We start from the raw sequence: 25,254 nt of genomic DNA, 5'->3' as shown, positions 1-25,254 counted from the left end.
TCAATAACGAAACTACAAAAAAACCGTATTACAATTTCGATTATTTTCCTTGAAGCATTCTCAAATCAACAACCGTTCTAAAACCCACATGATTGGAACTCGAACCTTCAGCCATTCCCATTCGGGCTGAAATCCTGAAACTGGAACAATAGGATTCATTACATAAAAAAGAACCTCCTTTTATGACTCTTTCCTTTTCACACAGATTATTCGGATTATAGGCTTCGACAGCTCCTTGCGGATTAATAGCTGTTTCTCCTTTCGAAAACAACTCCTGATAATAATTCACATTGTACCAATCCTGAGTATATTCCCAAACATTTCCAGATAAATCATAAATTCCTAAAGAATTTGGAGCAAATGATTTTACAGCAGCCAAAAAAGCATAACCGTCCTGATTACTATTATAATTAGGGAAATTGCCCTGCCAGGTATTGGCTTCTTTAGCTATTTTTGACTTATCATCTCCCCAGGTATAAATGCTGTTTTTCAAATTTCCCATAGCTGCCAATTCCCATTCGGCTTCCGTGGGCAATCTACGCTTCGCCCATTTGCAATAAGCCTGAGCATCTTCATACGAAATATGCACCACCGGATAATTGTCTTTTCCTATTATATTGGAATTTTTCCCTTCGGGATGGCGCCAATTGGCTCCCATAACCCATTTCCACCATTGTCTAAAATCGGTATAATCGGTAACATTTTTCACTTTATCATTAAAAACCAACGAACCTGGTTGCAATAAAGAATCGGCTGGTTTAGGCGTTCCTTCGGGTAAAGTTTTTTTGAATTCTTCCCAAATAATTGGTCTTTCGGCAGTGGTTACATAATGGGTTTCATCTACAAATTTTTTAAAACTGGCATTCGTAACTTCGGAGATATCCATAAAGAAACCATCAACAGCAACACTGTGTGCCGGTTTCTCATGTTCGAGTGCTAATTTATCGTTTGTTTTTGCTCCTTGTGTAAAGGTATTTCCCGGCACCCAAACCATATTGGGAGGAGTAACAACATTTTTCGGTTGTTCTTTGATAATTTGCTCTTTGTTATTGCAAGCACAAAACAAGACTATAATCAAACCGAAAAGCATTTTATATTTTTTCATTATTTAATATTTCAATTATTTAAAAATATATGAAATCGCTATAGAACCATAAAAATAACCGATATTTCTATAGTAGTTTAATTCTTTTCCCCGGTAAACAAATGCATAAGAAAGATTCAGATTGTTTTTTCGATATCTCAAACCTGCTTCTCCATTAAATCGAAATGGTCTTATATCAAAAGTCACAGGGCTATTATCATTAAAAAGACTTCCCTGTATAGTCGCATCATAAATTTGATAATTAAAAGAAGGTGCCATATAAAAGTAAAACTCACTCTCCAATGGACTTGCATCTGCTTTTAATGAAGCACCATAAAAATTGGAATCTGAAAGAGAGACTAATTTTTTTATCCCAATTCTGCTAACAAAACCAGTTGACAAAGAAGTAAATATTGTTCCTAGTTTAGCTTCCGATTGCCATTGAAAATCGATTCTTCGACTCTTTATTCCGCTAAAAAGAGGTTTAGCAAATAGGGCATAAATTTGTACTCCCAGAGTATTTTTAATTTGGTAATCCCATTCTTCAAAAGCCGTATAATGAAACAAACGGTGTGTCCCCGATTGTACTTCGGCTGCAAAAGAATTTGGACCAACATAACCTAGCTGAATATACTTTTTGAAAACAGCCTGATTTGTATAAAAATTAGTATTCCCGAATTCGCCAAAAAGATAGCCCGCAAATGGTCTGTCGAACATTTCTTCTTTACTATTCTTATAAATAAATCTGGGACTGTACATATATTGTCCAGCTCTTATTTCATTGATTTTTTTCAGAAGCTGTGGTTTATTCTTTTTAGACAAATAGCGGTAAAAAACTTCTAAACCGTTGGTATAATACTGATCGTTTTTAGAAGAAGTGTACAAATCATTATCAGTAACAATACCTATTTCAACACTGGAATTCTGACCCGAAACAGCAACAGAAAACAGCAACAACAAATTGATAAAAAGTACTGTTTTTGATTGCATCTAATACTCAATTTTCCCTATTGTACGCATGACACGCATAATTTTATCTTTTCTTCGATTGATATAAGAAGACGAACTGGTAGCGGTATATTTTCGGGGATTAGGCAAAATAGCGGCAATTCCGGCCGCTTGTTTTTTAGTTAAATTGGCAGCATCTTTTCGGTACCAATGTTCAGCTGCGGCCTGCGCTCCATAGACTCCATCACCCATTTCGATACTATTGAGATAAACTTCCATAATGCGTTCTTTCCCCCAAATCAGTTCAATCAAAACCGTAAAATAAGCTTCTAAAGCTTTCCTGATATAACTTCGTCCCTGCCACAGAAAAACATTTTTTGCTGTTTGCTGTGAAATGGTACTTCCGCCTTTTATTTTGCGGCCTCTTTCATTGTTTTTATAGGCTTTTTGCATAGCCCTAAAATCAAAACCATTATGCGTTAAAAACAAACCATCTTCACTCGCAATAACTGCTTTTTGTAAATTAACCGAAATATTATCTAAAGGCTCCCAATCATGACTAAAATAAACTGGCTTACCTGCCATCTTATTTTCGATAGCACGAATAACCATCAAAGGGGTAACTGGTACGGGAACAAATTTAAAAAAGACCACTAAAAACAAAGAAATACCAATAAACCATAAAATCATTTTAAACAGAATTATCCTCAATTGAGCCATAAAACCATGAGATTGTTTTTTTGCGGGTCTTTTGCTTGCTGAATTTGAAGTAATTTTTGTTGCCATTTATTGTATATGCTCTTAATACTTTTCCTTAAACGTTTTAAAAACTCTAACTCTTAAAATCTGTTAGAATTTTACACGAAGTAAAATTACTTTTTTTAGCTAATCATCCAATAATTTTATTCTTATTTCTAAGCTGTTTAAAATTAAACTGAAAAATCAGCTACTGACTTAAGAGAGAAGAGAAATAAGCAATTTTAAATTAACTATTTTTATACTCCTTAAATAATGACAATGACTCAAAATAAAATGACAGCCGACTTGCTATGGCAATTAGGACGAATAACAGCACTGGGAATATCCAAAGACAAAAAAAATATTGTTTACAAAGTAAATACACCTTCGATTGAAGAGAACAAACAAAACACTAAACATTACTTTATTCCAATAGACGGTGGAAAACCAAGCGAAATTGAAGACCCAAATACTATTTTAACCAATAAAAATCTATCACCCGATGGCAAATACCTGCTTTCCCATCAAGAAGTAAAATTACAGAATGTTTTAGGTAAAGATTTTTATCCTGAATTAGAAAAAGCCGAAGTACAAATCTATGATTCCTTAAATTACCGCCACTGGGATACTTGGAATGAAGGCAAATTCAACCATGTTTTTTATAAAGAGAATAAAGATGATGCTCCGCAAACGGACATTATGGAAAACGAACTTTTTGACTGTCCGCAGAAACCGTTTGGCGGTGATGAAGATTACATTTGGTCACCGGATGGCAAGAGCATTCTTTACGTATCCAAGAAAAAATTTGGCACTGAATATGCCATTTCTACCAATAGCAATATTTTTCAGTATGACTTAGAAACTGCAAAAACTATTAATCTTACTGAAGATAATTTAGGTTATGATGTTGCACCACAATTTTCTGCTTCGGGAATTCTTGCCTGGTTACAGATGCAACGTGATGGTTATGAAGCCGACAAAAATGACATCATTGTTAGTTCCCAAGGAATAAAAATAAACCTGACTGCTCATTGGGATGGAACTGTCGATAGTTTTCTTTGGAGTGAAGACAGCCAAAAAATTTATTTTATTGCTCCAATTGATGGTACCAAACAATTATTTGAAGTTCATTTTCCTGAACTTACAAAGACACAACCTCAAGTACAACAAATTACCGATGGCTACTTTGACATTGTTAAACTCATTGGTTTTAATGACAACAAAATCATAGTTGCCAGAGAAGATACTAATTATGCTGCTGAAATTTTCTCTTATGATTTGGTTGAAAAAAATTGGCAACAATTAACCAATATCAATACCGAAACCTATCAATCATTAGCTTTAAGCAACGCCGAAAAAAGATATGTAACCACTACCGACGGCAAAAAAATGCTGGTTTGGGTTATTTTTCCGCCTAATTTTGATGCTTCAAAAAAATATCCCACCTTATTGTATTGTCAAGGTGGGCCACAAAGTGCCTTGACACAGTTTTATTCTTACCGATGGAATTTTCAATTAATGGCTGCCAACGATTACATTATTGTAGCACCTAACCGTCGTGGGATGCCAGGACATGGAGTAGAGTGGAACGAACAAATCAGCAAGGATTGGGGTGGACAAGTAATGGACGATTATCTTTCGGCTATTGATGATATATCCCATGAACCTTATGTAGACACCAATCGTCTGGGATGTATTGGTGCGAGCTACGGCGGTTATTCGGTATTTTATTTAGCTGGAATTCACCGTAATCGTTTCAAAACATTTATTGCTCATGATGGCGTTTTCAACACTAAAAGTATGTTTGGAACTACCGAAGAAATATTCTTCAACAACTGGGATTTTGGTGGTGCATATTGGGAAAAGGACAATGCCGTTGCTCAAAAAGCATACAACGAATTCAACCCGATGAATTTTGTAGAAAAGTGGAATACACCAATTTTAATTATCCAGGGAGGGAAAGATTTTCGTGTGCCTATAGGTCAGGCTCAGGAAGCTTTTCAGGCAGCGCAATTACGCAGAATTAAAAGTCGTTTTCTGTATTTCCCAGAAGAAAACCACTGGGTTCTCAATCCACAAAATGCACAAGTATGGCAAAGAGAATTCTTTAAATGGTTGAAAGAAACTTTATAATTCCGTACTAAATAGAAACAAAAAAACCTCACTTTTCAGTGAGGTTTGAATTAAATATAAACTTTTATTCTGGTTCGTTCATTTTGAAAGTATCCATAAAAGCAGTGGTATAATCACCCGCTATATAACGAGGATCATCCATCAATTGTCTATGGAAAGGAATTGTAGTTTTGATACCTTCAATAACAAATTCGTCTAATGCTCTTCTCATTTTACTAATTGCTTCTTCACGAGATTGAGCAGTAGTAATCAATTTAGCAATCATCGAATCGTAATTTGGTGGAATAGTATAACCCGAATATACGTGAGTATCTAAACGTACACCGTGACCACCCGGCATGTGTAATGTAGTAATTTTTCCTGGCGAAGGTCTAAAATCATTGTATGGATCTTCGGCGTTGATACGACATTCGATAGCGTGTAATTGTGGTAAATAGTTTTTACCTGAAATTGGAATTCCAGCTGCTACCATAATTTGCTCACGAATCAAATCGTAATCAATTACTTGTTCTGTAATAGGATGTTCAACCTGGATACGCGTATTCATTTCCATAAAATAGAAATTACGGTGTTTATCCACTAAAAACTCAACTGTTCCAGCACCTTCATATTTAATATATTCGGCTGCTTTTACTGCTGCTTCTCCCATTTTCTGACGCAATTCGTCAGTCATGAATGGAGAAGGAGTTTCTTCGGTTAATTTTTGATGACGTCTTTGTACTGAACAATCTCTTTCAGAAAGATGACAAGCTTTACCGTAAGCATCACCAACAACCTGGATTTCGATATGACGTGGTTCTTCAATTAATTTCTCCATGTACATTCCGTCATTTCCAAAAGCAGCAGCTGCTTCCTGACGTGCACTTTCCCAAGCTTTATGAAGATCTTCTTCTTTCCAGATGGCACGCATTCCTTTTCCACCACCACCGGCAGTAGCTTTCATCATAACAGGATATCCTATTTCTTTAGCTACTATTTGTGCTTGCTCAAAAGATTCTAAAATTCCTTCAGAACCTGGAACACAAGGAACACCAGCTTCAATCATAGTTGATTTTGCAGAAGCTTTATCTCCCATTCTGTCAATCATTTCAGGTGCAGCTCCAATGAACTTAATACCGTGTTCTTGACAAATTTTTGAAAATTTAGAATTTTCAGAAAGGAATCCGTATCCCGGATGAATTGCGTCAGCATTTGTGATTTCGGCTGCAGCAATAATATTTGACATTTTCAAATAGGACAAGTTGCTTGGTGCTGGTCCGATACAAACCGCTTCGTCAGCAAACTTTACATGCAAACTTTCTGCATCGGCAGTAGAGTAAACAGCAACTGTTTTAATTCCCATTTCTTTGCATGTTCTAATTACACGAAGTGCAATTTCTCCTCTATTTGCAATTAATATTTTTTTAAACATCTTTTAAAAGTTAGAAGTTAGAAGTTAGAAGTTAGAAGTCAAGAATGCAATTCATTTGAATCTGAATGTTAATTAAGGTTCAAATCTGCAATCTAAAATCTGCAATCTAAAATCTTAAATTTATGATGGATCTACTAAGAATAATGGTTGATCAAATTCAACTGGTGACATATCGTCAACTAAAATTTTAACGATTTTTCCAGAAACCTCAGATTCGATTTCGTTAAATAATTTCATTGCTTCAACAACACAAAGCACATCACCTTTAGCAATAGAACTTCCAACTTCTACAAACATTGGTTTGTCTGGAGAAGGTTTTCTGTAGAAAGTACCAATCATAGGCGATTTGATAGTGATATATTTTGCATCATCAGCTGCAGGTGCTGCTGCAACTGGTGCTGCCGCTGCTGGAGCCGCAGGTGCTGCTATAATCTGTTGCACTGGTGCCTGAGCTGGCAATTGTTGCACATAAGTAGGCTCTGGAGCACTGGTTTCCAATGTAGTTCTAATGGTAATTTTAACATCATCCATTTCTAACTTTACCTCGGCAACACCAGAATTAGATACAAATTTGATTAGGTTCTGAATTTCTTTTAAATCCATAATATTTGTGATTTTAGTTTAAATTTATTGTTTGTTATATGCCCATTTCAGATAAATAGAACCCCAAGTGAATCCTCCTCCAAATGCAGCAAAAATAATGGTATCTCCTTTTTTAAACAAATGTTCGAAATCATTTAAGACTAGAGGTAAGGTCGCCGATGTAGTATTTCCATATCTTTCGATATTCATTAAGACCTTAGAATCCTCCAGATTCATTCTATGCGCAGTAGCATCAATGATACGTTTATTTGCCTGATGTGGCACTAAAAAGTTAACATCTTCATTAGTAAGATTGTTTCTTTTTAAAATTTGTTCACTTGCATCAGCCATATTGGTTACAGCATATTTAAATACTGTTTTACCGTCTTGTCTTATGCTGTGTCTTTTTTCTTCAACGGTTTGAATCGTTGTTGGATGAAGAGATCCACCTGCGTCAATTTTCAAGAAATCACGACCTACACCATCACTTCTTAAATATTCATCCTGCAATCCTAAACCTTCATAATTTGGTTCGAATAATACTGCTCCTGCACCATCACCAAAAATAATACATGTTGTTCTATCAGTATAATCAACAATAGAAGACATTTTATCGGCTCCAATTAATAATACTTTTTTGTATCTTCCTGATTGTATGTAAGCTGCCGCTGTAGACATTCCGTATAAAAAGCTGGAACAGGCTGCTTGCAAATCATAAGCAAAAGCATTTACAGCACCTATTTGGGTCGCAACATAAGCTCCTGTTGCTGAAACTTGCATATCCGGAGTTGCTGTTGCCATCAAAACCAAATCAATTTCCAAAGGATCTATTTTTGCCTTAGCAATTAAATCTTCAGCTGCTTTTATTGCTAAATAAGAGGTTCCTTTATCAGCATCTTTTAAAATCCTTCTTTCTTTTATTCCTGTACGCGAAGTAATCCATTCGTCGTTTGTGTCCACCATTGTTTCAAGAACCTGGTTTGAAAGCACAAAATCTGGAACATAAGCTCCAACTGCAGTAATTGCGGCCGTAATTTTATTCATTTTATTCGGATATTTTCCCTCCTGTAACTACACAAAAGGAAACGTTTAAAAAGGGGTTAAAAATACAAAAAAAATCTAAACCCTTTATCTTTAAAAACTTCTTATTTAACTAAAATTACAAACAACAAAAAACTCTCACAATGTGAGAGTTCTCGTATTATCTATAAAAACATATTATGCAAAAGTAGCTTCTGACTTATCAATAACCACTTGTCCTCTATAGTACATTTTCCCTTCATGCCAGTAAGCTCTGTGGTACAAATGCGCCTCTCCTGTAATAGGACAAGTAGCGATTTGTGCTACTGTAGCTTTATAATGTGTTCTTCTCTTGTCTCTTCTTGTTTTCGAGGTTTTTCTTTTAGGATGTGCCATTTTACTATATTATTTATCCGTTAATAGTTGCTTTAATTTGTCCCAACGCGGGTCTATATTCTCTTCTTTATTCTCTTCTTCATCTACTTCTTTTACCTGCAATTCATTCAGTTTATCCAAAACTTCCGTCTTTAAACTTCCGTCCTTAACCCCTGGATGAACTCGTTTTAAAGGCACCGAAAGCGCAATCATTTCATAGATATACTGCGCTATATCTATTTCAAATTCACCAAAAGGCAAAATCAACAACTCTTCATTATCATTATTAAACACTTCACCAAAACGAACTATCAATTTCATTTTACCTTTAATCGGCAAATCAAAATCTTCTCCCGTCAAGTCGCAAGGAACATTAACTGTCCCTTTGTGCTTAAACTCTAACTCAAGCATATTGCTTTTCTTATCTAAAACTACAGTCACTTTGATATCCGAATTTTGAAATTCGTCATATTCAAAGTTCTCAAAGAACGCATTACTTATTTGATACTCAAAATGATGTTTCCCTAGCTTTAAGCCTACGAAAGGAATTAAAAATTCTTTTGTCCTATTCATTTCAACAAAATTTTGCCCGTAACTTCGGGAGTGCAAAGATATAAAATTATTATAAATCCAATAACGTTATTAATCTTTTTTTATCTACATTTATTTTTCCCTAACTTTTAATGGCTTTTCGGTCATTTCTTCATATTGAATCCTTGAACGATAGACATCTACAGCCAAATATACAGCTTCTTTAAACGAATTAAAATCTGCAATTCCTTTACCCGCGATATCATAAGCCGTACCGTGATCCGGCGAAGTCCTAACCTTACTCAATCCTGCCGTAAAATTCACTCCTTTTCCAAAAGACAAAGTCTTAAACGGTACCAATCCCTGATCATGATAAGTCGCAATAACAGCATCAAACTTTTCATAATGACCACTTCCAAAAAAACCATCCGCTGCAAAAGGACCAAAAACCATTGTTCCTTTATCAAATATTTTTTTCAAAACCGGCTTTATCAATTCCTCATCTTCTTTCCCAATAACCCCTCCGTCACCACAGTGAGGATTCAATCCTAAAACAGCAATCTTTGGATTACCTATACTAAAATCACGAATCAAAGACCGCCTTACCGTCTCTATCTTTTTAACAATCAAATCTTCAGTCAAGCGGGAAGCCACCTCATTAATAGGCACATGATCTGTCAACAAACCTACCCTCAAATTATCCTGCACCATAAACATCAAAGCATCCCCTTCTAATTCCTGATCCAAATAATCTGTATGCCCCGGAAATTTAAAATCCTCCGATTGTATATTGTATTTATTTATTGGAGCAGTCACCAAAACATCCACCAATCCTTCTTTCAAAGCTTTGGTAGCAGCAACAAAAGATTTAATAGCATACTCCCCTACTTTATCATCATTTACACCTAAATTCAAATCAACCCCTTCTTTCCAAACATTCAGCACATTGATCTTTCCATGAACCAGCTGATCCAACTTATCAATCCCATGTAAAACAACAGCAGACTCTAAATTTCTTTTTATAAAAGACAAAATCTTCACATTAGCAAAAACAACAGGCGTACACAACTCTAACATTCGAGAATCTTCAAATGTCTTTAAAACAACCTCGCTTCCAATACCATTCAAATCTCCAATTGAAATTCCTACGATAATATTTTCTGCTTTTTTAATCATATCCACAAGTTTTTATTGCTAATTTTGAAGTGCAAATTTAGTAAAATAAAACAAGAATGTTTACAGGAATAATAGAAACCCTTGGAACCATCCAAGAAATAAAAAAAGACAAGGACAATATCCATATAACGATTAACTCTTCAATTACAAACGAACTCAAAATAGACCAAAGTGTAGCACATAATGGAATTTGCCTGACTGTAGTAGCTACAAAAGACAACAACTACACCGTAACCGCAATTGACGAAACCATAAAAAAAACCAATTTAGGAGAATGGCAAGAAGGAGACTTAGTCAATCTGGAAAGAGCCATGAAATTAGGAGATCGCTTAGACGGCCATATTGTTCAAGGACACATAGACCAAACCGGAATCTGTATTGCAATCTCAGAAGCCAACGGAAGCTGGATTTACACCTTTGAATACGATGACAAACTCAACAACCTGACCATCGAAAAAGGCTCCATAACTGTTAACGGAGTAAGTCTAACCGTTGTAAACTCTCAAAAAAACCAATTTAGCGTAGCCATAATCCCTTACACACTCGAACACACTAATTTTAAAAATTTCAAAGTGGGTTCAAAAATCAATCTGGAATTTGATGTTATCGGCAAATACATATCACGATTATACGCCAACAAAATTTAAAGAAACAAACACCAAAAGAAACGCTCGATTATATCGAGCGTTTCTTTTTTTTCATAGAAATATAAATTTTATAAAACCCAAATGACAAACCTACAACAAACAACACCAAAAAGCCATCGCCTATAGGCAAACCTGGAGGAGGAGGAACAGGACTAGCTGGAACAGGCACCACAGGACCAGCAAAAACAACAGCCCCCCAAAAAAAGAAGAAAAAAATACAATAAATATTATTTAATATTTTTCTCATAAAAGTAAAATCCATTTTTTTAAAACCTGTATAACTAACAATCAATTTTAAATCTCCATTTTCCAAAACCATTAGTCATAAAAAAACAAAGATATAGCATTTAAATGAATTTAACACAAAAGCAAAACCCTTTAAAACGTTAATTTTAAAGGGTTTTCATCGATTGTGGTCCCACCTGGGCTCGAACCAGGGACCACCTGATTATGAGTCAGGTGCTCTAACCAGCTGAGCTATAGGACCAGTTAAGAGGCTGCAATATTACCACTATTTTTTGGTTGTTCCAAATATTTTTTACTTAGTTTTTAAGCCATCATTCATATTAAAAATTTCCTGACAGAAAACTACTGATTACTAACACAATAAAACTCCAACAAAATAAGCTAAATACTTTGACACAATTCAATCAAAACGCCATTAGTACTTTTAGGATGCAAAAAAACCACTAACTTATTATCGGCTCCTTTTTTTGGAATTTCATTCAAAACTAAAAAACCTTCTTCTTTTAATCTTTGGACCTCTTCCTGAATATTTTCAACCTCAAACGCAATATGATGAATTCCTTCTCCTTTTTTTTCTAAAAATTTAGCAATTGGACTATCAGAATTAGTTGCTGCTAAAAGTTCAATTTTACTGGTCTCACTTTTGAAAAAAGAAGTCAAAACACCTTCACTTTCTACTTCTTCCGTTTTATAATTAGAAACACCTAACAATTTTTCGAACAAAGCATTCGATGCTACAATATCCTTTACCGCAATTCCTATGTGATCAATCTTTTTCATCCAATTTCTGAATTTTAAACACAATAAAGCACAAAACTATTTCTAAAGATAATTATTCTACTACTTCACTCCCTTAATAATTCTATAAAAAGTTTTAATTCCAGTAATTATAATCGTTATTTTGTACTTCTAAATTCTAAATTGTATGTTGAAAGACAAATTAAAATACATTTCTATACTACTAATAATAATCATGGTAAGCTGTGCCAAAAGAGGCAGTATCACCGGCGGACTAAAGGATACTATCGCCCCTAGTCTAAAAATGAGTTTCCCTGAAAATTTCAGCAGCAATTTTAAAGAAAAACAAATTAAATTAGAGTTTGACGAAATTGTAATTCTTAAAACCTTAAGTAAACAATTAGTGATTTCGCCTCCTATGAAATACGAACCTCTAATTATCCCCACGACTGCCAGCAAATATATTACCATAAAAATAAAAGACACTCTTAAACCCAACACAACCTATAGTTTTAATTTTGGACAAAGCATAACCGACAATAACGAAGGAAACCCTTTGAACCAATTTAAATATGTTTTTTCCACAGGCAGTTATATCGACTCTTTAGCCCTTGGTGGAAAAGTAAAATACGCTTACGAAAAGGAAGCAGAATCCTTTATATCTGTAATGCTTTATGAAGTGAATGACACTTTTAATGACTCCGTTATTTACAAAGAAAGTCCAAGATACATCACAAACACTTTAGACAGTCTGAAAACGTTTCGTTTAGAGAATTTAAAAGCAGGAAAATATTTTTTAGTTGCTTTAAAAGATCTTAACAAAAACAATAAATTCGACCCTAAAACTGAAAAAATAGGATTCATAAAAGATTTTATCAGCATCCCGAACGACACCTTATACGAAATAGAACTTTTCAAAGAAACAAGCGCTTTTAAGGCATTCAAGCCAACTCAAGAGTCAGCGAACAAACTATTTATGGGTTACGAAGGAGATTTAACCGAAACAAATTCAAGACCTAAAATCACCTTAAAAAACAACAACGAAATACTGAGCAGTATAGTCACCAAGCTTCCTAAAAAAGATTCGCTCCAAATTTGGTTCAAACCCCTAAAAACCGATTCTTTAAAAATAGCGATAACTCATGATAAATTTGAAAAAACTTTCACGCTTAAAACCAAAAACCAAAAAAAGGACAGTTTAACTATCAGCTCAATAAATCCGGCCAGCTTTAAAGATCGCTTTGCATTAGAATCTTCAAGACCTCTAGTTAAATTTGACGAAACAAAAATCAAATTAATAGACGGAGATTCGACTGCCATAAAATTCACCAAAAGCTATGATGAATTCAACCAAAAATTATATTTGGATTTCAAAAAAGAGCCTGCAAAAAAATACAGTTTCACCTTGCTGCCTGGCGCTTTGACTGATTTTTACGAACAGACAAATGACACTTTAAACTACCAAATTAGCACCAAAGAACTGGAAGATTATGGGAATTTGAAAGTGAAATTAGAGAATGTAAAATCATATCCTATCATTGTCGAATTGCTAAAATCAACCGGAGAAACTGTCGCTAGCCAATACATAGAAAAAGAAACCAGTACAATAGATTTTAATCTTTTAGATCCCGCTCAATTTTCACTTCGTGCCATCTATGACACTAACAAAAATAACCAATACGATCCCGGAAATTATTTACAGAAAAAATATGCCGAAGAAGTAGTTTATTTATCAGGAGAAATTGATGTGAGAACCAACTGGGACGTAGAACAAACTTTCGATTTAAGTATTCCTTATACGCCTCCTCCTAAAAAAGATGATAAAAACAAAAAGAAGAAAAATAATTAAAGTAATTTAAACGAATCCCGATCATTCAGAAAACCCAACTTCTGTCTGGCTGCAATCATTTTTTGTTTATCTAATTCAACCAGAAAAACATTTTCTGATTCTGTTGGAGCAGCCAAATAATCCCCCAGACAATCCAGTAGCTGAGAATGTCCTGGATAATTATGTCCATTAGCGTCAACTCCAATTCTATTGACACCAATAGTATAACTCATATTTTCTATGGCACGGGCTTTAAGAAGCGCATCCCAGGCATTTATTCTTTTTTCCGGCCAACTCGCCACATACAGCAGTAAATCGTAATTTTCTACATTTCTGGAAAATACCGGAAAGCGTAAATCATAACACACCATTGGACAAATTTTCCAGCCCAGATAATCCACAATTAATTTTTGATTTCCTGCCGTATACACTTTGTCTTCCCCTGCCAATGTAAATAAATGCTTTTTATCGTAAAACTGAATTTCTCCCGAAGGAAACGCAAACAACATTCTGTTATAAAAATTACCTGATTCTTCAATAACCAAACTTCCTGTTATAGCCGTTTTTTTGGCTTTCGCCAAAGACTGCATCCATAACACAGTTTCGCCTTGCATTGTTTCAGCAACAGGGCTAGGATTCATTGTAAAGCCTGTAGAAAACATTTCAGGAAGAACAACCAAATCAATAGACTCATTGATTCCATTAATTTTTTCTTCGAAAGAATCTCGGTTAGCTTTAGAATTTTCCCAAACTAAATCTGACTGTATTAAGGCTATTTTCATAAAAAAAAGTTATTTCACAAAGATACACAAAGTTAACACAGAGATTCGCAAAGTTTGTCCCAACAAAAAAGCGCATTCAAATCAATGAATGCGCTTCTGCAATATATTTGGAAAATATTATCCTTTGATACTTGCTGACATGTACTCTCTGTTCATACGAGCAATGTTTTCAAGAGAAATTCCTTTTGGACATTCAACTTCACAAGCTCCTGTGTTAGTACAGTTACCAAAACCTTCGTCATCCATTTGGCTTACCATGTTCAATACACGATCAACCGCTTCTACCTGACCTTGTGGCAATAGAGCAAACTGAGAAACTTTAGCAGCAACGAATAACATAGCCGATGAGTTTTTACAAGTAGCTACACAAGCTCCACATCCAATACAAGTGGCAGCATCAAAAGCAGCATCAGCATCTTTTTTATTTACTGGAATTGTATTTGCATCGATAGTGTTTCCTGAAGTATTTACCGAGATAAATCCTCCTGCGTGTTGGATTCTGTCAAAAGAACTTCTGTCAACAACTAAATCTTTAACTACTGGGAAAGCAGCTGCACGGAATGGCTCAATAGTGATAGTATCACCATCTTTAAACATACGCATGTGCAATTGACAAGTTGTAACTCCTCTGTCTGGTCCGTGAGCTTCTCCATTGATGAATAAAGAACACATTCCGCAAATTCCTTCGCGACAATCGTGATCAAAAGCTACTGGCTCTTCACCAGCATTGATTTGTTGTTCGTTGAATACGTCAAGCATTTCAAGGAATGACATATCAGGTTCAATTCCGTCGATTTTATAATCGACCATCGCTCCTTTATCTTGGGCGTTTTTTTGACGCCATATTTTTAATGTAAGTTTCATTTTTATAAGGTATTAAGCATTATGAATAAGTATCAAGACTTTCTCAGAATACTATTTATAACTTCTTTGAACTAGTTTTATGTTTTCGTAATTCAATGGTTCTTTGTGTAATACTGCATCACTTGGTTTTCCTTTGTATTCCCAAGCAGCAACATAAGCAAAGTTATCATCATCACGAAGTGCTTCTCCTTCTTCTGTTTGATATTCCTCACGGAAGTGACCTCCACAAGATTCGTTACGGTGTAAAGCATCCTTAGCAAACAATTCTCCTAATTCTAAGAAATCGGCAACACGAATTGCTTTTTCTAATTCTTGGTTGAATCCTTTATCAGTTCCAGGTACTCTTACATCTTTATAAAACTCTTCACGTAAAGCAGCGATTTCAACAATAGCTTCATTTAATCCTTTTTCGTTACGAGCCATACCTACTTTATCCCACATAATTTTACCTAATTTTTTGTGGAAATAGTCAACTGAATGCGTTCCTTTATTATTGACAAAGTTAGCAATCAATTCTTTTACTGATTTCTCAGCTTCCTCAAACTCAGGTCTGTCTGTAGAAATAGGTCCCATTTTGATATCCGGAGCTAAATAATCTCCAATTGTATAAGGCAATACGAAATATCCGTCAGCCAAACCTTGCATCAAAGCAGAAGCCCCTAAACGGTTAGCTCCGTGGTCAGAGAAGTTAGATTCTCCGATAGAGAAACAACCAGGAATTGTAGTCATCAAGTTATAATCAACCCAAGTTCCTCCCATTGTATAGTGAACCGCAGGGTAAATCATCATTGGAGTTGTATACGGATCCTCGTCTACAATTTTATAATACATTTGGAACAAGTTCCCGTATTTACTTTTTACAATATCAGTACCTAATTTAGTTACCAAAGCTTTGTCATTAGCATCTAAACCTTTTACATAAGCAGCTTCAGTACCATAACGTTGAATAGCAGCAGCAAAGTCTAAATAAACCGCTTCTCCTGTTTTGTTAACACCAAAACCAGCATCACATCTTTCTTTAGCAGCACGAGAAGCTACGTCACGAGGTACCAAATTACCAAAAGCAGGGTATCTTCTTTCTAAGAAATAATCTCTATCAGCTTCAGCTAAATCAGTTGCTTTTTTCTTTCCTTCACGAATAGCTTGAGCATCTTCTAATTTTGCAGGAACCCAGATACGTCCGTCATTACGTAACGATTCTGACATCAAAGTCAATTTAGACTGATGATCTCCTGAAACCGGAATACAAGTTGGGTGAATTTGAGTATAACAAGGGTTTGCGAAGAAAGCTCCTTTTTTGTGGATTTTCCAGGCAGCAGTAGCATTAGAACCCATTGCATTAGTTGATAAGAAAAAAACGTTTCCGTAACCTCCAGAACCAATAACTACAGCGTGAGCTGAATGTCTTTCGATTTCTCCGGTGATTAAGTTACGAGCAATAATTCCTCTTGCTTTACCATCAATAATTACTAATTCAAGCATTTCGTGACGGTTGTACATTTTGATTTTTCCACGACCAATTTGACGGTTCATTGCAGAATAAGCTCCTAGCAATAATTGTTGTCCTGTTTGACCTTGTGCGTAAAATGTACGAGAAACCAAAGTTCCTCCAAATGAACGGTTGTCCAATAATCCACCATATTCACGAGCCAATGGCACCCCTTGAGCCACACATTGGTCAATAATATTAGCAGAAACTTCAGCCAAACGATAAACGTTTGCCTCACGGGCACGGTAATCTCCTCCTTTTACAGTGTCATAAAACAATCTGTGTACTGAGTCACCGTCTCCTTTATAATTTTTTGCCGCATTGATTCCCCCTTGTGCTGCAATAGAGTGCGCACGACGAGGTGAATCCTGAAAACAAAATGCTTTTACGTTATATCCTAATTCTGCTAAAGTAGCAGCTGCAGAACCTCCAGCTAATCCTGTTCCAACAACGATAATATCTAAATTACGTTTGTTAGCAGGGTTTACTAAATTAATATGATCTTTATAATTTGTCCATTTGTCCGCAATTGGACCATTTGGAATTTTTGAATCTAATGCCATTATAATTGAATATTAATGATTGAAATGATGAAATAATGCAATAAACACGAATCCTAAAGGAACGATAACAGAAAACCATAATCCGAAACCTTTCATTCCTTTTGTGTATTTATTGTTTTGTCCTACTGATTGAAAAGAAGAACTGAATCCGTGACGTAAGTGTAAAGACAACAATACAAATGATAAACTGTATAAACCAGTACGAACAGGATTTTCGAATTTTTCCACTAATTCAGGAAAATATCTTGTCTCATCTGCAGGATTGAATTCAACATACTTATAAATCATTTCCGGAAACCAGAAATCATAAAAGTGTAATGCTAAGAAAGCTAAAATAACAGAACCTGAAATGATCATGTTACGTGAAGCCCAACTTGCATTTGCAGCTCCATTGTAGCTAGCATATCCTATTGGTCTCGCTTTTCTGTTTTGAATATCCAATACAAATCCCATGATAAAGTGAAAAACCACACCTACAATAAGAATCGGTTGGATAACAAACTGAATCAAAGGATTAGTTCCCATGAAATGAGAAATCGAATTAAAAACATCAGCACTAATCACTGACATCATATTAATAAAAAAATGCTGCGCTAGAAACAACATCAAAAAAAGTCCTGAAAGTGCCATAGCTACTTTTTTTGCTATTGACGATTTCAATAATCCAGATTTTGCCATAATATTTTAGAATATAATTTAAAAAGTACACAAAAATAGAGTAATTAGTAACGAACTACAACCTTTTCGTTCTTATTTAGAAACGTTATAAAGTTTTTAACTAAAAATACGGTTTTTGAAGACAAACAAACAATTTAAACATTTGACTTACAGCATTATACATGTTTTTTACTCACCAAAAAAGACAAAATTAGCCTAAAAAACAGATTAATTATTCCTATTCAAAAGCATAAAAAATATACATTTAATAATTTTTACATTCAAATACTTTTAAATCAACAAAAAACACAAAATCAAGCTATTTTGTGTACTAAAAAAAACAGCATTTCCAAAGCGTCATTTTATCTTTGCAAATTCAAAAAATATGGAAATGAAAACAGGAATTGACGCACTATCATTTGACGTAGCCAAGCTACATTTACCCATAAAAACATTGGCAGCAGCCAGAAACATAGAACCTGAAAAACTGGAAAAAGGTTTAGGATTACTTAAAATGACTTTGCCTGATACGCATCAGGACAGCGTAGTTTTTGCCGCAAATGCCCTGACTAAATTAATCCAGGACAATCAAATCGACCTTAACGAAATTGCCCGTATTTATGTGGGTACCGAAAGCGCGATCGACAATGCAAAACCTATTGGCTCTTTCCTTGTTGATTTGATGGAACAAAAATTTGGAGAAAATACTTTGGCCGAATGCGATGTAGTCGATTTTACTTTTGCCTGCATTGGCGGTGTTGATGCGATGCAAAACTGCATTGACTTTATCAAATTAAATCCAACTAAAAAAGCAATTGTAGTTACTACCGATTTTGCCAAATACGATTTAAATTCTACCGGAGAATATACTCAAGGCGCCGGAGCAACAGCCATGTTAATTACTGTGAACCCTAGAATTATTGCTTTCGAAAATCATTGGGCAACCAATACCAAAGGTGTTTTTGACTTTTTCAAACCTCACAGAACAGTATCAAAAGAAGCAATAAGCGGAAATAATAATAACGAAGCCTGGTTTGATAATTTGGAAGCCGAAATTGAAATCCACAAAGACCAGCCTGTTTTTGACGGGCAATATTCGAATCAATGTTACATGGACAGAACCAGAAATGCGTATTTCTCGTTCAAAAAACTAAAACAAACTTCAAACACTTTGTACCAAAGCTGGAACAGTATCATTATGCACCTGCCTTATTCGTTTCAAGGTCGTCGTATGTTATCTGAAATCTATGCTTTGGATGCCGAAAATTCAATCATCTCAGGTGAAGAAACCCCGGCTGAATACCAAACCAAATTAAAGGAAACCAGCAAAACTCCGGAATACAAAAACTTTGTGGAAGAAAAATTAATGCCTGCCGAATTAGCTTCTTCACTAATCGGGAACTTATACACAGGTTCTATTTTCATGGGATTCCTTTCTACGTTGGCGCATTTTTATGATTCGAAAAAAGAAATTTCAGGCAACACTTTTGGATTTCTAGCTTACGGAAGCGGTTCGAAATCAAAAGTATTCGAAGGAATTATTCAGAACGAATGGAAATCGGCAATTTCAGATATAAAGCTTTTTGAAACTCTGGATAAAAGTTTCGAAATTGATTTTGACACCTACGAAAAACTTCATAAAAAAGAACAAAAACAAAGCATTCAATCACCAAAAAACGAATGGATTTTAGACAGAATTGAAAACCAAAATCCAAATCTTATTGGTGCCCGATATTACAAATGGATTGATTAAAAATATACACCGCAAATTCGCAAATTATTATTATTTTTTAAAAAAATGTCTTTCTGTTCTTTGCGAGAAATCTTTGCAGCCTTTGCGGTTAATATGTTTTAGCCGTATTAGTAGCTATTAAAATTTGCGAATTTGCGGTATTAGTTATTTTATAACAAACTACGTTATAGTCTTTTTAAACTGGATTGTTTAGATTTGTATTTCAAAACTTTTTCAAATGAAATACCATCAGATTGACCGCCATTTATTTATAAAAAACCGCAGCAAATTTACGGCTCAAATGAAGCCTAAAAGTATTGCGATTTTCAACTCAAACGACATTTATCCCGTTAGCGCCGACAGCACTTTGCCCTTTGCGCAACATCGCGATATTTTTTATTTAAGCGGAATCGATCAGGAAGAAAGTATTTTATTGCTGTGCCCGGATGCGCCTTACGAACACCAAAAAGAAATGTTGTTTTTAAAGGAAACCAGCGAATTGATTGCTATTTGGGAAGGCGCCAAGTTAACCAAAGAAGAAGCTTTTGCTGTTTCGGGGATCAAAACTGTACATTGGCTACAGGATTTTGAAAAAGTCTTGTTCGAAATGATGACATACACCGATACGATGTACATCAACACTAACGAACACTACCGTTCTCATGTAGAAACCGAAACCCGTGAAGCGCGTTTTGTAAAATGGTGGAAAGACAAATATCCTGCTCATGCTGTTGCCAAAAGTAATCCTATTTTGCAACGCCTCCGTTCCGTAAAAGAAAGCGAAGAATTGGATTTGATTCAACATGCCTGTAACATTACCGAAAAAGGCTTCAGACGCATTCTTTCGTTTGTAAAACCCAATGTAACGGAATACGAAATCGAAGCCGAATTCATCCACGAATTCATTCGCAATCGCTCCAAAGGTTTTGCTTACACTCCAATTATTGCTTCGGGAAACAATGCCAATGTGTTGCATTATATCGAAAACAACAAACCATGCAAAGCAGGCGATTTGATTTTGCTTGACGTTGCTGCCGAATATGCTAATTATTCCAGCGATTTAACCCGAACCATTCCCGTTTCAGGCCGTTATTCCGAAAGGCAAAAAGCAGTTTACAATGCCGTTTTAAGAGTAAAAAACGAAGCAACTCAGATGTTAACTCCGGGAACGCTTTGGAAACAATACCAGGCAGAAGTAGGCAAAATCATGTCTTCAGAATTACTAGGCTTGGGACTTTTAGACAAAGCCGATGTGCAAAATGAAAACCCGGAATGGCCGGCTTATAAAAAATATTTCATGCATGGCACTTCGCATCACATGGGACTCGACACCCACGATTACGGCATCCTGACTGAACCGATGCAAGCTAATATGGTTTTTACCGTAGAACCCGGAATTTACATTCCCGAAGAAGGTTTCGGAATTCGTCTGGAAGACAATGTAGTCATTCAGTCAACAGGTGAGCCTTTCAATTTAATGAAAAACATTCCAATTGAAGTTGACGAGATTGAAACGCTTATGAATTCTTGATTTAGAGAATAGAAAATAGACAATAGACGGTTTGCAGCAATGTGAGCCGTTTTTGTTTTACCGTCATATTTTCTCGAAATTATCATCCTTTAATTCAAACCTGATATGTTGCGGAATATCTCTGCTTTTTTTCTTATTAACAATTCTAGTCGTGGCCAATCTATCATTATCAAAATGTCTTGAAATATCTCTTGGTTTGTTTCTAAAATCATCTGTTCCATCCTCATAGTTCCTATATAATGTTACAATAGAATCACAATTATCATTTTCAAGAATTTGGTTTAACAAATATTTATCTGAGAGCCCACAAGAATGACCCACCAAATAAACTTTATATTTTGATTGACTTAAAAAATCTAATAAGTTTTCAAAATTATCATTGTTCTTATATTCAAAAGATTTAATATTTTCTAAAAATAGATTATCATTGAAATTTTTTATCATTTTATAATTTTCATCTTTATCATCTCCATAACCAAATATTATATCAGGATTATCACCATTCCCAATTTCACCATGAATGTAATTTACATTTGAAGAATACAATTTACTTTTTAAATAATCATTATAAACTCTTGCTGTTGGTGTATAATTAAAACTCAAAAACAAAGTAGAGTAAGATTGAAATGAAGAGTTATTTATATCGTCTATTTCATCTTTAAAATAATTAATTATTTCATTTGAATCATCAATTTTAAATTCATATTTATCACAGATTTCTTGTTTCAAATAATTATATAGAAGTTTTTTAATTAATTCAAATTCACTATTTAATTGTTCTACTAAATTTGATTTATCAACTCCTTTTACAGGAGTACTTTTAGCAATATTTATTAAGTTTCTATAATATTCCGTCTCGATATCAACCCAATTATTAATTGTTTCCTTATCACAAATCTGTCTAAAAAAATCACTTTTAAAATCAAAAATCGTATCCCTTTCAGTTGTTGAGCTTGTAAAAGCAATTAATTTATTTTCAGCATATTTGTATGAGTAATCCTTACAATATTCAATTAAATTTGATTTAAAATCACTAAAATTTTTTATCGGTTTATATCCATTGTAATATCCATCATACGAATCATTAGTATGAACTAATTCTTTATATTCATCACTTTTACATTTATCTTTGAAATTCTTCCAAAAATCATCAATAAAATGCCCGTAACTAGTCGGCAATCCATGTGCTAAATCAAATCCGTTTCCAATAATAACTAGTCTATTCATATTTTAAAAATCCTTTTCTCAAATATACTGACTTTTAGTACAAATAAATCCCCCCCATTTTTAAACCGAAATTTTTTTTATCAACATAATTTCTTGCAAAATAGCAATAGAGAACAAAACGAAATAAATAGCCCCGATTGCAGTGGAAATCCTATTGCTTTTTTTTGAAAAGCAATAGATTGTAACGGAAAGCGGGAGAATTCGTGAATAATATCGAAATCTTCTGCTCCAAAGAAAATAAGTATTCAGTTGACATAAATAAAACGAAACGGCTCACAATAAATGTAAGCCGTTTCGTTTTATTCTATTTTTAAAATTTTTACCATTTTTTGTATGCTAAAAATTTCCCATCAAGTATAATTTTGATACGATCTCCTTTTGGATTTTCTTCTTTTTCAATATCCATTGTAAAATCAATAGCACTCATAATACCATCGCCCGCTTTTTCGTGAATTACTTCTTTTATTGTTTCACCATAGACTAATACAATTTCATAAAGTCTGTAAATTAAAGGATCGGTTGGAGGCATAACAGCATTTACTCCCTTTTCAGGAAAAATTTGCAAAGCTTTTTCGACATCAGTATCTAAATTTAGTATTTCGCAAATTATCTTAGCTTCAGTTGCGTCAAAAGTATTTTGTCCCAAAATTGCTGAAGTAGTCCAAACTATATTTCTATTTATAGCTTGAGCAATATACTGATAGGTAATTTGTTTTTCTTGTTTGGCTTCAATTACCATTGCTGTGCAAACTTCTCTATTCATATTAATTAATTTTAAAATTAGACTTATTCATTAAAAATACAAATCGAAGAATAAATCCGCAACGATTAACCTCAATTTAAAACAATAAACACCTAAAAACATATTTTTTATTGCGAAAAATCAATTTTGAGCAGACAAAAAAAATCCCTTAATAACTATACGTCATTAAGGGATTTTAAATTTATTACTTGGTTTTTATTATCCAATTTTTGCAATTTGCACATCCAATGCAAATTTTCCAGTAGCTTCATTTTCATTGATTAATTCGAAAAGTTCTAAAGCTCTACGGGCATTTTTCTCTTCTTCTCTTTGCTCTGAAACATACCACATCATAAAGTCTTCTGTAGCAAAATCTCACTTCTTTTTTAATTCAAAAATTTCATCGTTATAAAACATTTAAAAAGAAAACCAAAAAAATAACTTTTTGCAATCCTTAGATAAAGCTTTATTTTTGCACAAATACAAAACTTCCACTTGAAACAAATTCAATTTAAAAACACAAGCATTTCTTATACTGATTCCGGCAAAGGAACAGCTATTGTTTTATTGCACGGATTTTTGGAAAACCAAACGATGTGGAATGCTTTTGTTCCTGAATTTTCTAAAAAACACCGTGTCATCGCCATCGATTTATTAGGTCATGGCAATACCGAATGTATGGGTTATGTGCATTCTATGGAAGACAATGCCGATGTGGTTCATGCCGTTTTAGCAGAACTGCGTATTCGAAAAGCAGTCTTTATTGGACATTCTATGGGCGGTTATGTAGCTTTGGCTTTCGCCGAAATGTATCCGGATTATATCAAAGGTTTGGTTTTATTAAATTCGACTTCCAGAGCCGACAGCGACGAAAGAAAAGCAAATCGCGACCGCGCCATTAAAGCAGTAAAACAATCTTTCACTAATTTTATCTCACTTTCAATTGCTAATTTATTCAGCGAAGAAAACCGCGAAAGACTTCAAGACAAAATAGAATTGGTAAAAAAAGAAGCTTTAAAAACACCATTACAAGGTATTGTTGCTTCACTAGAAGGCATGAAAATCAGAATGGACAGAGAAGTTTTATTGCACTTAACCCCCTATCCAAAAATGCTGATTCTGGGAAAAAAAGATCCTGTTTTAAATTACGAAGAAAATATAGAGCAAATTGAAGAAACGGCTGTTCAGCTCGTTACTTTTCCAGACGGACACATGTCCCACATTGAAAATGAAACTGAATTAACTAAAGTTTTATTGGACTTTTTTAAGAAGATTTAAATCATTTCTGATTTCAAATAACCTCTTGTTACTAACTCACTTTTGTCTTTTAAGTGATACATCTTGCCTTCTTTCATTAATGCCAATCTATTGGAAACCTTTATCACATTTTCATAATTATGATCGGTAATGATAATTCCTTTTGCATTTGAATTTTCAATTATTAGTGTATTAACCTTTTCAATCATAATTGGAGACAATCCATTGTATGGCTCATCAAGCAAAACAAATTTTGTTTCTTTATTGAGAATTAATTTAATCTCTAAATACCGTAATTGTCCACTCGATAAATGCTTAATTTTTTTGTTTCGGATCGTTTGAATCATTTCATCTTCATAGAAATGCTTTAATTTATCTTTTGCTATTGATAATCGTATTGCCTTTTCTACAGAAAACAAATTAGGAATAAAATTGTCCTGAGGCAAATAGCTAATTTCATTTAATAAATCTGCTGTTTTTGATTTGGACGAACCATCAATTCGAACAAATTTAAAATCAGCAGCTACACTACCAAAAAGTATTTTTAGAAAGGTAGATTTCCCAGAACCATTCCTTCCTAAAATTCCAATGATATCATTCGTCTCACATTTTAAATATAAATCTGAAATTATATTCTTTCCTTGAAATTGTTTTTGGATACTATCAACTTCTAATACATTTTTAACCATATAAATATTTTACTTGATTAAAAATCCAAATGAACAACACTGAAAAGATAACATTGATAAAAAAACTAATAATCAACAATTTGTATTTTGAAATCCCATTGTTATAGTAAAATAAATATTCTTTTTTAGAATTGACTTCTTTCATCAAAATACTTATCCAGAATCCAAAAACAACGAGTATGATTTTAAAAATTTCAAAACCTCCCAAAGCCAATCCCAAAAGACTTATAGATAACGTTATTATCAAAGTACTTTTGTAGAATT

25 protein-coding genes and 1 tRNA gene are annotated in these 25,254 nt (G+C 34.2%); 6 read left to right on the top strand and 20 right to left on the bottom strand.

Annotated features, from left to right (window positions below; translation table 11 throughout):
* Positions 1–40 precede the first annotated feature (40 nt).
* Genes EOD40_RS03530 through mtgA form a run of 3 tightly spaced genes read right to left on the bottom strand, consistent with a single transcriptional unit; the run spans position 41 to position 2,818 of the window.
* A complete protein-coding gene (locus EOD40_RS03530; RefSeq protein WP_128193528.1) occupies positions 41–1,105 on the bottom strand; it encodes a formylglycine-generating enzyme family protein in 1,065 nt (354 codons plus the stop codon).
* Positions 1,106–1,120: 15 nt separating this feature from the next.
* Positions 1,121–2,074, bottom strand: a complete 954-nt coding sequence (locus tag EOD40_RS03525; protein ID WP_128193527.1) for a lipid A deacylase LpxR family protein — start codon at positions 2,072–2,074, stop codon at positions 1,121–1,123.
* Positions 2,075–2,818 carry a monofunctional biosynthetic peptidoglycan transglycosylase gene (gene mtgA, locus EOD40_RS03520; protein WP_128193526.1) on the bottom strand — a complete coding sequence of 248 codons (744 nt, stop codon included), beginning with the start codon at positions 2,816–2,818 and terminating at the stop codon, positions 2,075–2,077.
* 231 nt (positions 2,819–3,049) lie between these two features.
* Here mtgA and EOD40_RS03515 point away from each other — a divergent pair, with 231 nt between their 5' ends.
* Positions 3,050–4,903 (top strand): S9 family peptidase, encoded by a 1,854-nt coding sequence (locus EOD40_RS03515; protein ID WP_231129574.1) that lies wholly within the window; start codon positions 3,050–3,052, stop codon positions 4,901–4,903.
* A gap of 64 nt (positions 4,904–4,967) precedes the next feature.
* Here the strand turns inward: EOD40_RS03515 and accC are convergent, their stop codons facing one another.
* The 6 genes from accC to pdxA all read right to left on the bottom strand — a co-directional run bounded on the left by accC (position 4,968) and on the right by pdxA (position 9,998).
* Positions 4,968–6,314 carry an acetyl-CoA carboxylase biotin carboxylase subunit gene (accC, locus tag EOD40_RS03510; RefSeq protein ID WP_128193524.1) on the bottom strand — a complete coding sequence of 449 codons (1,347 nt, stop codon included), beginning with the start codon at positions 6,312–6,314 and terminating at the stop codon, positions 4,968–4,970.
* A gap of 120 nt (positions 6,315–6,434) precedes the next feature.
* A complete protein-coding gene (gene accB / locus EOD40_RS03505) occupies positions 6,435–6,917 on the bottom strand; it encodes an acetyl-CoA carboxylase biotin carboxyl carrier protein (protein WP_128193523.1) in 483 nt (160 codons plus the stop codon).
* Positions 6,918–6,941: 24 nt separating this feature from the next.
* Positions 6,942–7,940, bottom strand: a complete 999-nt coding sequence (locus EOD40_RS03500) for a beta-ketoacyl-ACP synthase III (RefSeq protein WP_128193522.1) — start codon at positions 7,938–7,940, stop codon at positions 6,942–6,944.
* Between the two features lie 174 nt (positions 7,941–8,114).
* On the bottom strand, positions 8,115–8,312 hold the full coding sequence (gene rpmF / locus EOD40_RS03495; RefSeq protein ID WP_035659528.1) for a 50S ribosomal protein L32: 198 nt from the start codon (positions 8,310–8,312) through the stop codon (positions 8,115–8,117).
* Between the two features lie 9 nt (positions 8,313–8,321).
* Complete coding sequence (locus EOD40_RS03490; protein ID WP_128193521.1) at positions 8,322–8,864, bottom strand: YceD family protein; 543 nt, start codon at positions 8,862–8,864, stop codon at positions 8,322–8,324.
* Between the two features lie 90 nt (positions 8,865–8,954).
* Complete coding sequence (pdxA, locus tag EOD40_RS03485) at positions 8,955–9,998, bottom strand: 4-hydroxythreonine-4-phosphate dehydrogenase PdxA (RefSeq protein WP_128193520.1); 1,044 nt, start codon at positions 9,996–9,998, stop codon at positions 8,955–8,957.
* Positions 9,999–10,054: 56 nt separating this feature from the next.
* Between pdxA and EOD40_RS03480 the strand changes: the two genes are divergently transcribed.
* Positions 10,055–10,645 carry a riboflavin synthase gene (locus EOD40_RS03480; RefSeq protein ID WP_128193519.1) on the top strand — a complete coding sequence of 197 codons (591 nt, stop codon included), beginning with the start codon at positions 10,055–10,057 and terminating at the stop codon, positions 10,643–10,645.
* Between the two features lie 28 nt (positions 10,646–10,673).
* Here the strand turns inward: EOD40_RS03480 and EOD40_RS03475 are convergent, their stop codons facing one another.
* The 3 genes from EOD40_RS03475 to mce all read right to left on the bottom strand — a co-directional run bounded on the left by EOD40_RS03475 (position 10,674) and on the right by mce (position 11,671).
* The gene (locus EOD40_RS03475; protein WP_128193518.1) at positions 10,674–10,892 is read right to left on the bottom strand and encodes a hypothetical protein; all 219 of its coding nucleotides are present in this window, start codon (positions 10,890–10,892) and stop codon (positions 10,674–10,676) included.
* A 166-nt stretch (positions 10,893–11,058) separates the two neighbouring features.
* A tRNA-Ile gene (locus EOD40_RS03470) sits at positions 11,059–11,132 on the bottom strand.
* 140 nt (positions 11,133–11,272) lie between these two features.
* Positions 11,273–11,671 carry a methylmalonyl-CoA epimerase gene (gene mce / locus EOD40_RS03465; protein ID WP_128193517.1) on the bottom strand — a complete coding sequence of 133 codons (399 nt, stop codon included), beginning with the start codon at positions 11,669–11,671 and terminating at the stop codon, positions 11,273–11,275.
* 145 nt (positions 11,672–11,816) lie between these two features.
* Here mce and EOD40_RS03460 point away from each other — a divergent pair, with 145 nt between their 5' ends.
* A complete protein-coding gene (locus EOD40_RS03460) occupies positions 11,817–13,478 on the top strand; it encodes an Ig-like domain-containing protein (RefSeq protein WP_128193516.1) in 1,662 nt (553 codons plus the stop codon).
* On the opposite strand, the gene EOD40_RS03455 is transcribed toward EOD40_RS03460, so the two are convergent.
* The 4 genes from EOD40_RS03455 to EOD40_RS03440 form a co-directional block, all read right to left on the bottom strand.
* Positions 13,475–14,239 carry an amidohydrolase gene (locus EOD40_RS03455; RefSeq protein WP_128193515.1) on the bottom strand — a complete coding sequence of 255 codons (765 nt, stop codon included), beginning with the start codon at positions 14,237–14,239 and terminating at the stop codon, positions 13,475–13,477. The two genes, EOD40_RS03460 and EOD40_RS03455, sit on opposite strands and share 4 nt — an antisense overlap.
* Positions 14,240–14,356: 117 nt before the next feature.
* Positions 14,357–15,103 carry a succinate dehydrogenase/fumarate reductase iron-sulfur subunit gene (locus EOD40_RS03450; protein ID WP_128193514.1) on the bottom strand — a complete coding sequence of 249 codons (747 nt, stop codon included), beginning with the start codon at positions 15,101–15,103 and terminating at the stop codon, positions 14,357–14,359.
* 51 nt (positions 15,104–15,154) lie between these two features.
* Positions 15,155–17,155 carry a fumarate reductase/succinate dehydrogenase flavoprotein subunit gene (locus tag EOD40_RS03445; protein ID WP_128193513.1) on the bottom strand — a complete coding sequence of 667 codons (2,001 nt, stop codon included), beginning with the start codon at positions 17,153–17,155 and terminating at the stop codon, positions 15,155–15,157.
* A gap of 12 nt (positions 17,156–17,167) precedes the next feature.
* Complete coding sequence (locus tag EOD40_RS03440) at positions 17,168–17,833, bottom strand: succinate dehydrogenase cytochrome b subunit (RefSeq protein ID WP_128193512.1); 666 nt, start codon at positions 17,831–17,833, stop codon at positions 17,168–17,170.
* Positions 17,834–18,203: 370 nt separating this feature from the next.
* Between EOD40_RS03440 and EOD40_RS03435 the strand changes: the two genes are divergently transcribed.
* Complete coding sequence (locus EOD40_RS03435; RefSeq protein ID WP_128193511.1) at positions 18,204–19,565, top strand: hydroxymethylglutaryl-CoA synthase family protein; 1,362 nt, start codon at positions 18,204–18,206, stop codon at positions 19,563–19,565.
* A gap of 217 nt (positions 19,566–19,782) precedes the next feature.
* Positions 19,783–21,075 (top strand): aminopeptidase P family protein, encoded by a 1,293-nt coding sequence (locus EOD40_RS03430; RefSeq protein ID WP_128193510.1) that lies wholly within the window; start codon positions 19,783–19,785, stop codon positions 21,073–21,075.
* 63 nt (positions 21,076–21,138) lie between these two features.
* Here EOD40_RS03430 and EOD40_RS03425 read toward each other — a convergent pair whose 3' ends face one another.
* The 3 genes from EOD40_RS03425 to EOD40_RS18280 form a co-directional block, all read right to left on the bottom strand.
* The gene (locus tag EOD40_RS03425) at positions 21,139–22,302 is read right to left on the bottom strand and encodes an AbiH family protein (RefSeq protein WP_128193509.1); all 1,164 of its coding nucleotides are present in this window, start codon (positions 22,300–22,302) and stop codon (positions 21,139–21,141) included.
* 319 nt (positions 22,303–22,621) lie between these two features.
* Positions 22,622–23,065 carry a cyanase gene (gene cynS, locus EOD40_RS03420; RefSeq protein ID WP_128193508.1) on the bottom strand — a complete coding sequence of 148 codons (444 nt, stop codon included), beginning with the start codon at positions 23,063–23,065 and terminating at the stop codon, positions 22,622–22,624.
* A 198-nt stretch (positions 23,066–23,263) separates the two neighbouring features.
* Complete coding sequence (locus tag EOD40_RS18280; protein WP_262707523.1) at positions 23,264–23,398, bottom strand: ferritin family protein; 135 nt, start codon at positions 23,396–23,398, stop codon at positions 23,264–23,266.
* Between the two features lie 141 nt (positions 23,399–23,539).
* On the opposite strand from EOD40_RS18280, the gene EOD40_RS03410 reads away from it, so the two are divergent.
* Positions 23,540–24,322 (top strand): alpha/beta fold hydrolase, encoded by a 783-nt coding sequence (locus tag EOD40_RS03410; RefSeq protein ID WP_128193507.1) that lies wholly within the window; start codon positions 23,540–23,542, stop codon positions 24,320–24,322.
* On the opposite strand, the gene EOD40_RS03405 is transcribed toward EOD40_RS03410, so the two are convergent.
* Positions 24,319–24,990, bottom strand: coding sequence for an ATP-binding cassette domain-containing protein (locus tag EOD40_RS03405; RefSeq protein WP_128193506.1), 672 nt, complete (start codon positions 24,988–24,990; stop codon positions 24,319–24,321). The genes EOD40_RS03410 and EOD40_RS03405 overlap by 4 nt on opposite strands.
* Positions 24,991–25,254 lie beyond the last annotated feature (264 nt).

Origin of the sequence: Flavobacterium sufflavum, assembly GCF_004016525.1 — a bacterium.
GTDB lineage: Bacteria > Bacteroidota > Bacteroidia > Flavobacteriales > Flavobacteriaceae > Flavobacterium > Flavobacterium sufflavum.
This window is presented reverse-complemented; position numbering and strand designations above follow the sequence as displayed.

What these genes read in the sequence shown, in the direction of transcription:
- EOD40_RS03530 (WP_128193528.1), bottom strand. Translation starts at nt 1,105, where the DNA reads ATGAAAAAATATAAAATGCTTTTCGGTTTGATTATAGTCTTGTTTTGT.
- EOD40_RS03525 (WP_128193527.1), bottom strand. Translation starts at nt 2,074, where the DNA reads ATGCAATCAAAAACAGTACTTTTTATCAATTTGTTGTTGCTGTTTTCT.
- mtgA (WP_128193526.1), bottom strand. Translation starts at nt 2,818, where the DNA reads ATGGCAACAAAAATTACTTCAAATTCAGCAAGCAAAAGACCCGCAAAA.
- EOD40_RS03515 (WP_231129574.1), top strand. Translation starts at nt 3,050, where the DNA reads ATGACTCAAAATAAAATGACAGCCGACTTGCTATGGCAATTAGGACGA.
- accC (WP_128193524.1), bottom strand. Translation starts at nt 6,314, where the DNA reads ATGTTTAAAAAAATATTAATTGCAAATAGAGGAGAAATTGCACTTCGT.
- accB (WP_128193523.1), bottom strand. Translation starts at nt 6,917, where the DNA reads ATGGATTTAAAAGAAATTCAGAACCTAATCAAATTTGTATCTAATTCT.
- EOD40_RS03500 (WP_128193522.1), bottom strand. Translation starts at nt 7,940, where the DNA reads ATGAATAAAATTACGGCCGCAATTACTGCAGTTGGAGCTTATGTTCCA.
- rpmF (WP_035659528.1), bottom strand. Translation starts at nt 8,312, where the DNA reads ATGGCACATCCTAAAAGAAAAACCTCGAAAACAAGAAGAGACAAGAGA.
- EOD40_RS03490 (WP_128193521.1), bottom strand. Translation starts at nt 8,864, where the DNA reads ATGAATAGGACAAAAGAATTTTTAATTCCTTTCGTAGGCTTAAAGCTA.
- pdxA (WP_128193520.1), bottom strand. Translation starts at nt 9,998, where the DNA reads ATGATTAAAAAAGCAGAAAATATTATCGTAGGAATTTCAATTGGAGAT.
- EOD40_RS03480 (WP_128193519.1), top strand. Translation starts at nt 10,055, where the DNA reads ATGTTTACAGGAATAATAGAAACCCTTGGAACCATCCAAGAAATAAAA.
- EOD40_RS03475 (WP_128193518.1), bottom strand. Translation starts at nt 10,892, where the DNA reads ATGAGAAAAATATTAAATAATATTTATTGTATTTTTTTCTTCTTTTTT.
- mce (WP_128193517.1), bottom strand. Translation starts at nt 11,671, where the DNA reads ATGAAAAAGATTGATCACATAGGAATTGCGGTAAAGGATATTGTAGCA.
- EOD40_RS03460 (WP_128193516.1), top strand. Translation starts at nt 11,817, where the DNA reads ATGTTGAAAGACAAATTAAAATACATTTCTATACTACTAATAATAATC.
- EOD40_RS03455 (WP_128193515.1), bottom strand. Translation starts at nt 14,239, where the DNA reads ATGAAAATAGCCTTAATACAGTCAGATTTAGTTTGGGAAAATTCTAAA.
- EOD40_RS03450 (WP_128193514.1), bottom strand. Translation starts at nt 15,103, where the DNA reads ATGAAACTTACATTAAAAATATGGCGTCAAAAAAACGCCCAAGATAAA.
- EOD40_RS03445 (WP_128193513.1), bottom strand. Translation starts at nt 17,155, where the DNA reads ATGGCATTAGATTCAAAAATTCCAAATGGTCCAATTGCGGACAAATGG.
- EOD40_RS03440 (WP_128193512.1), bottom strand. Translation starts at nt 17,833, where the DNA reads ATGGCAAAATCTGGATTATTGAAATCGTCAATAGCAAAAAAAGTAGCT.
- EOD40_RS03435 (WP_128193511.1), top strand. Translation starts at nt 18,204, where the DNA reads ATGAAAACAGGAATTGACGCACTATCATTTGACGTAGCCAAGCTACAT.
- EOD40_RS03430 (WP_128193510.1), top strand. Translation starts at nt 19,783, where the DNA reads ATGAAATACCATCAGATTGACCGCCATTTATTTATAAAAAACCGCAGC.
- EOD40_RS03425 (WP_128193509.1), bottom strand. Translation starts at nt 22,302, where the DNA reads ATGAATAGACTAGTTATTATTGGAAACGGATTTGATTTAGCACATGGA.
- cynS (WP_128193508.1), bottom strand. Translation starts at nt 23,065, where the DNA reads ATGAATAGAGAAGTTTGCACAGCAATGGTAATTGAAGCCAAACAAGAA.
- EOD40_RS18280 (WP_262707523.1), bottom strand. Translation starts at nt 23,398, where the DNA reads ATGATGTGGTATGTTTCAGAGCAAAGAGAAGAAGAGAAAAATGCCCGT.
- EOD40_RS03405 (WP_128193506.1), bottom strand. Translation starts at nt 24,990, where the DNA reads ATGGTTAAAAATGTATTAGAAGTTGATAGTATCCAAAAACAATTTCAA.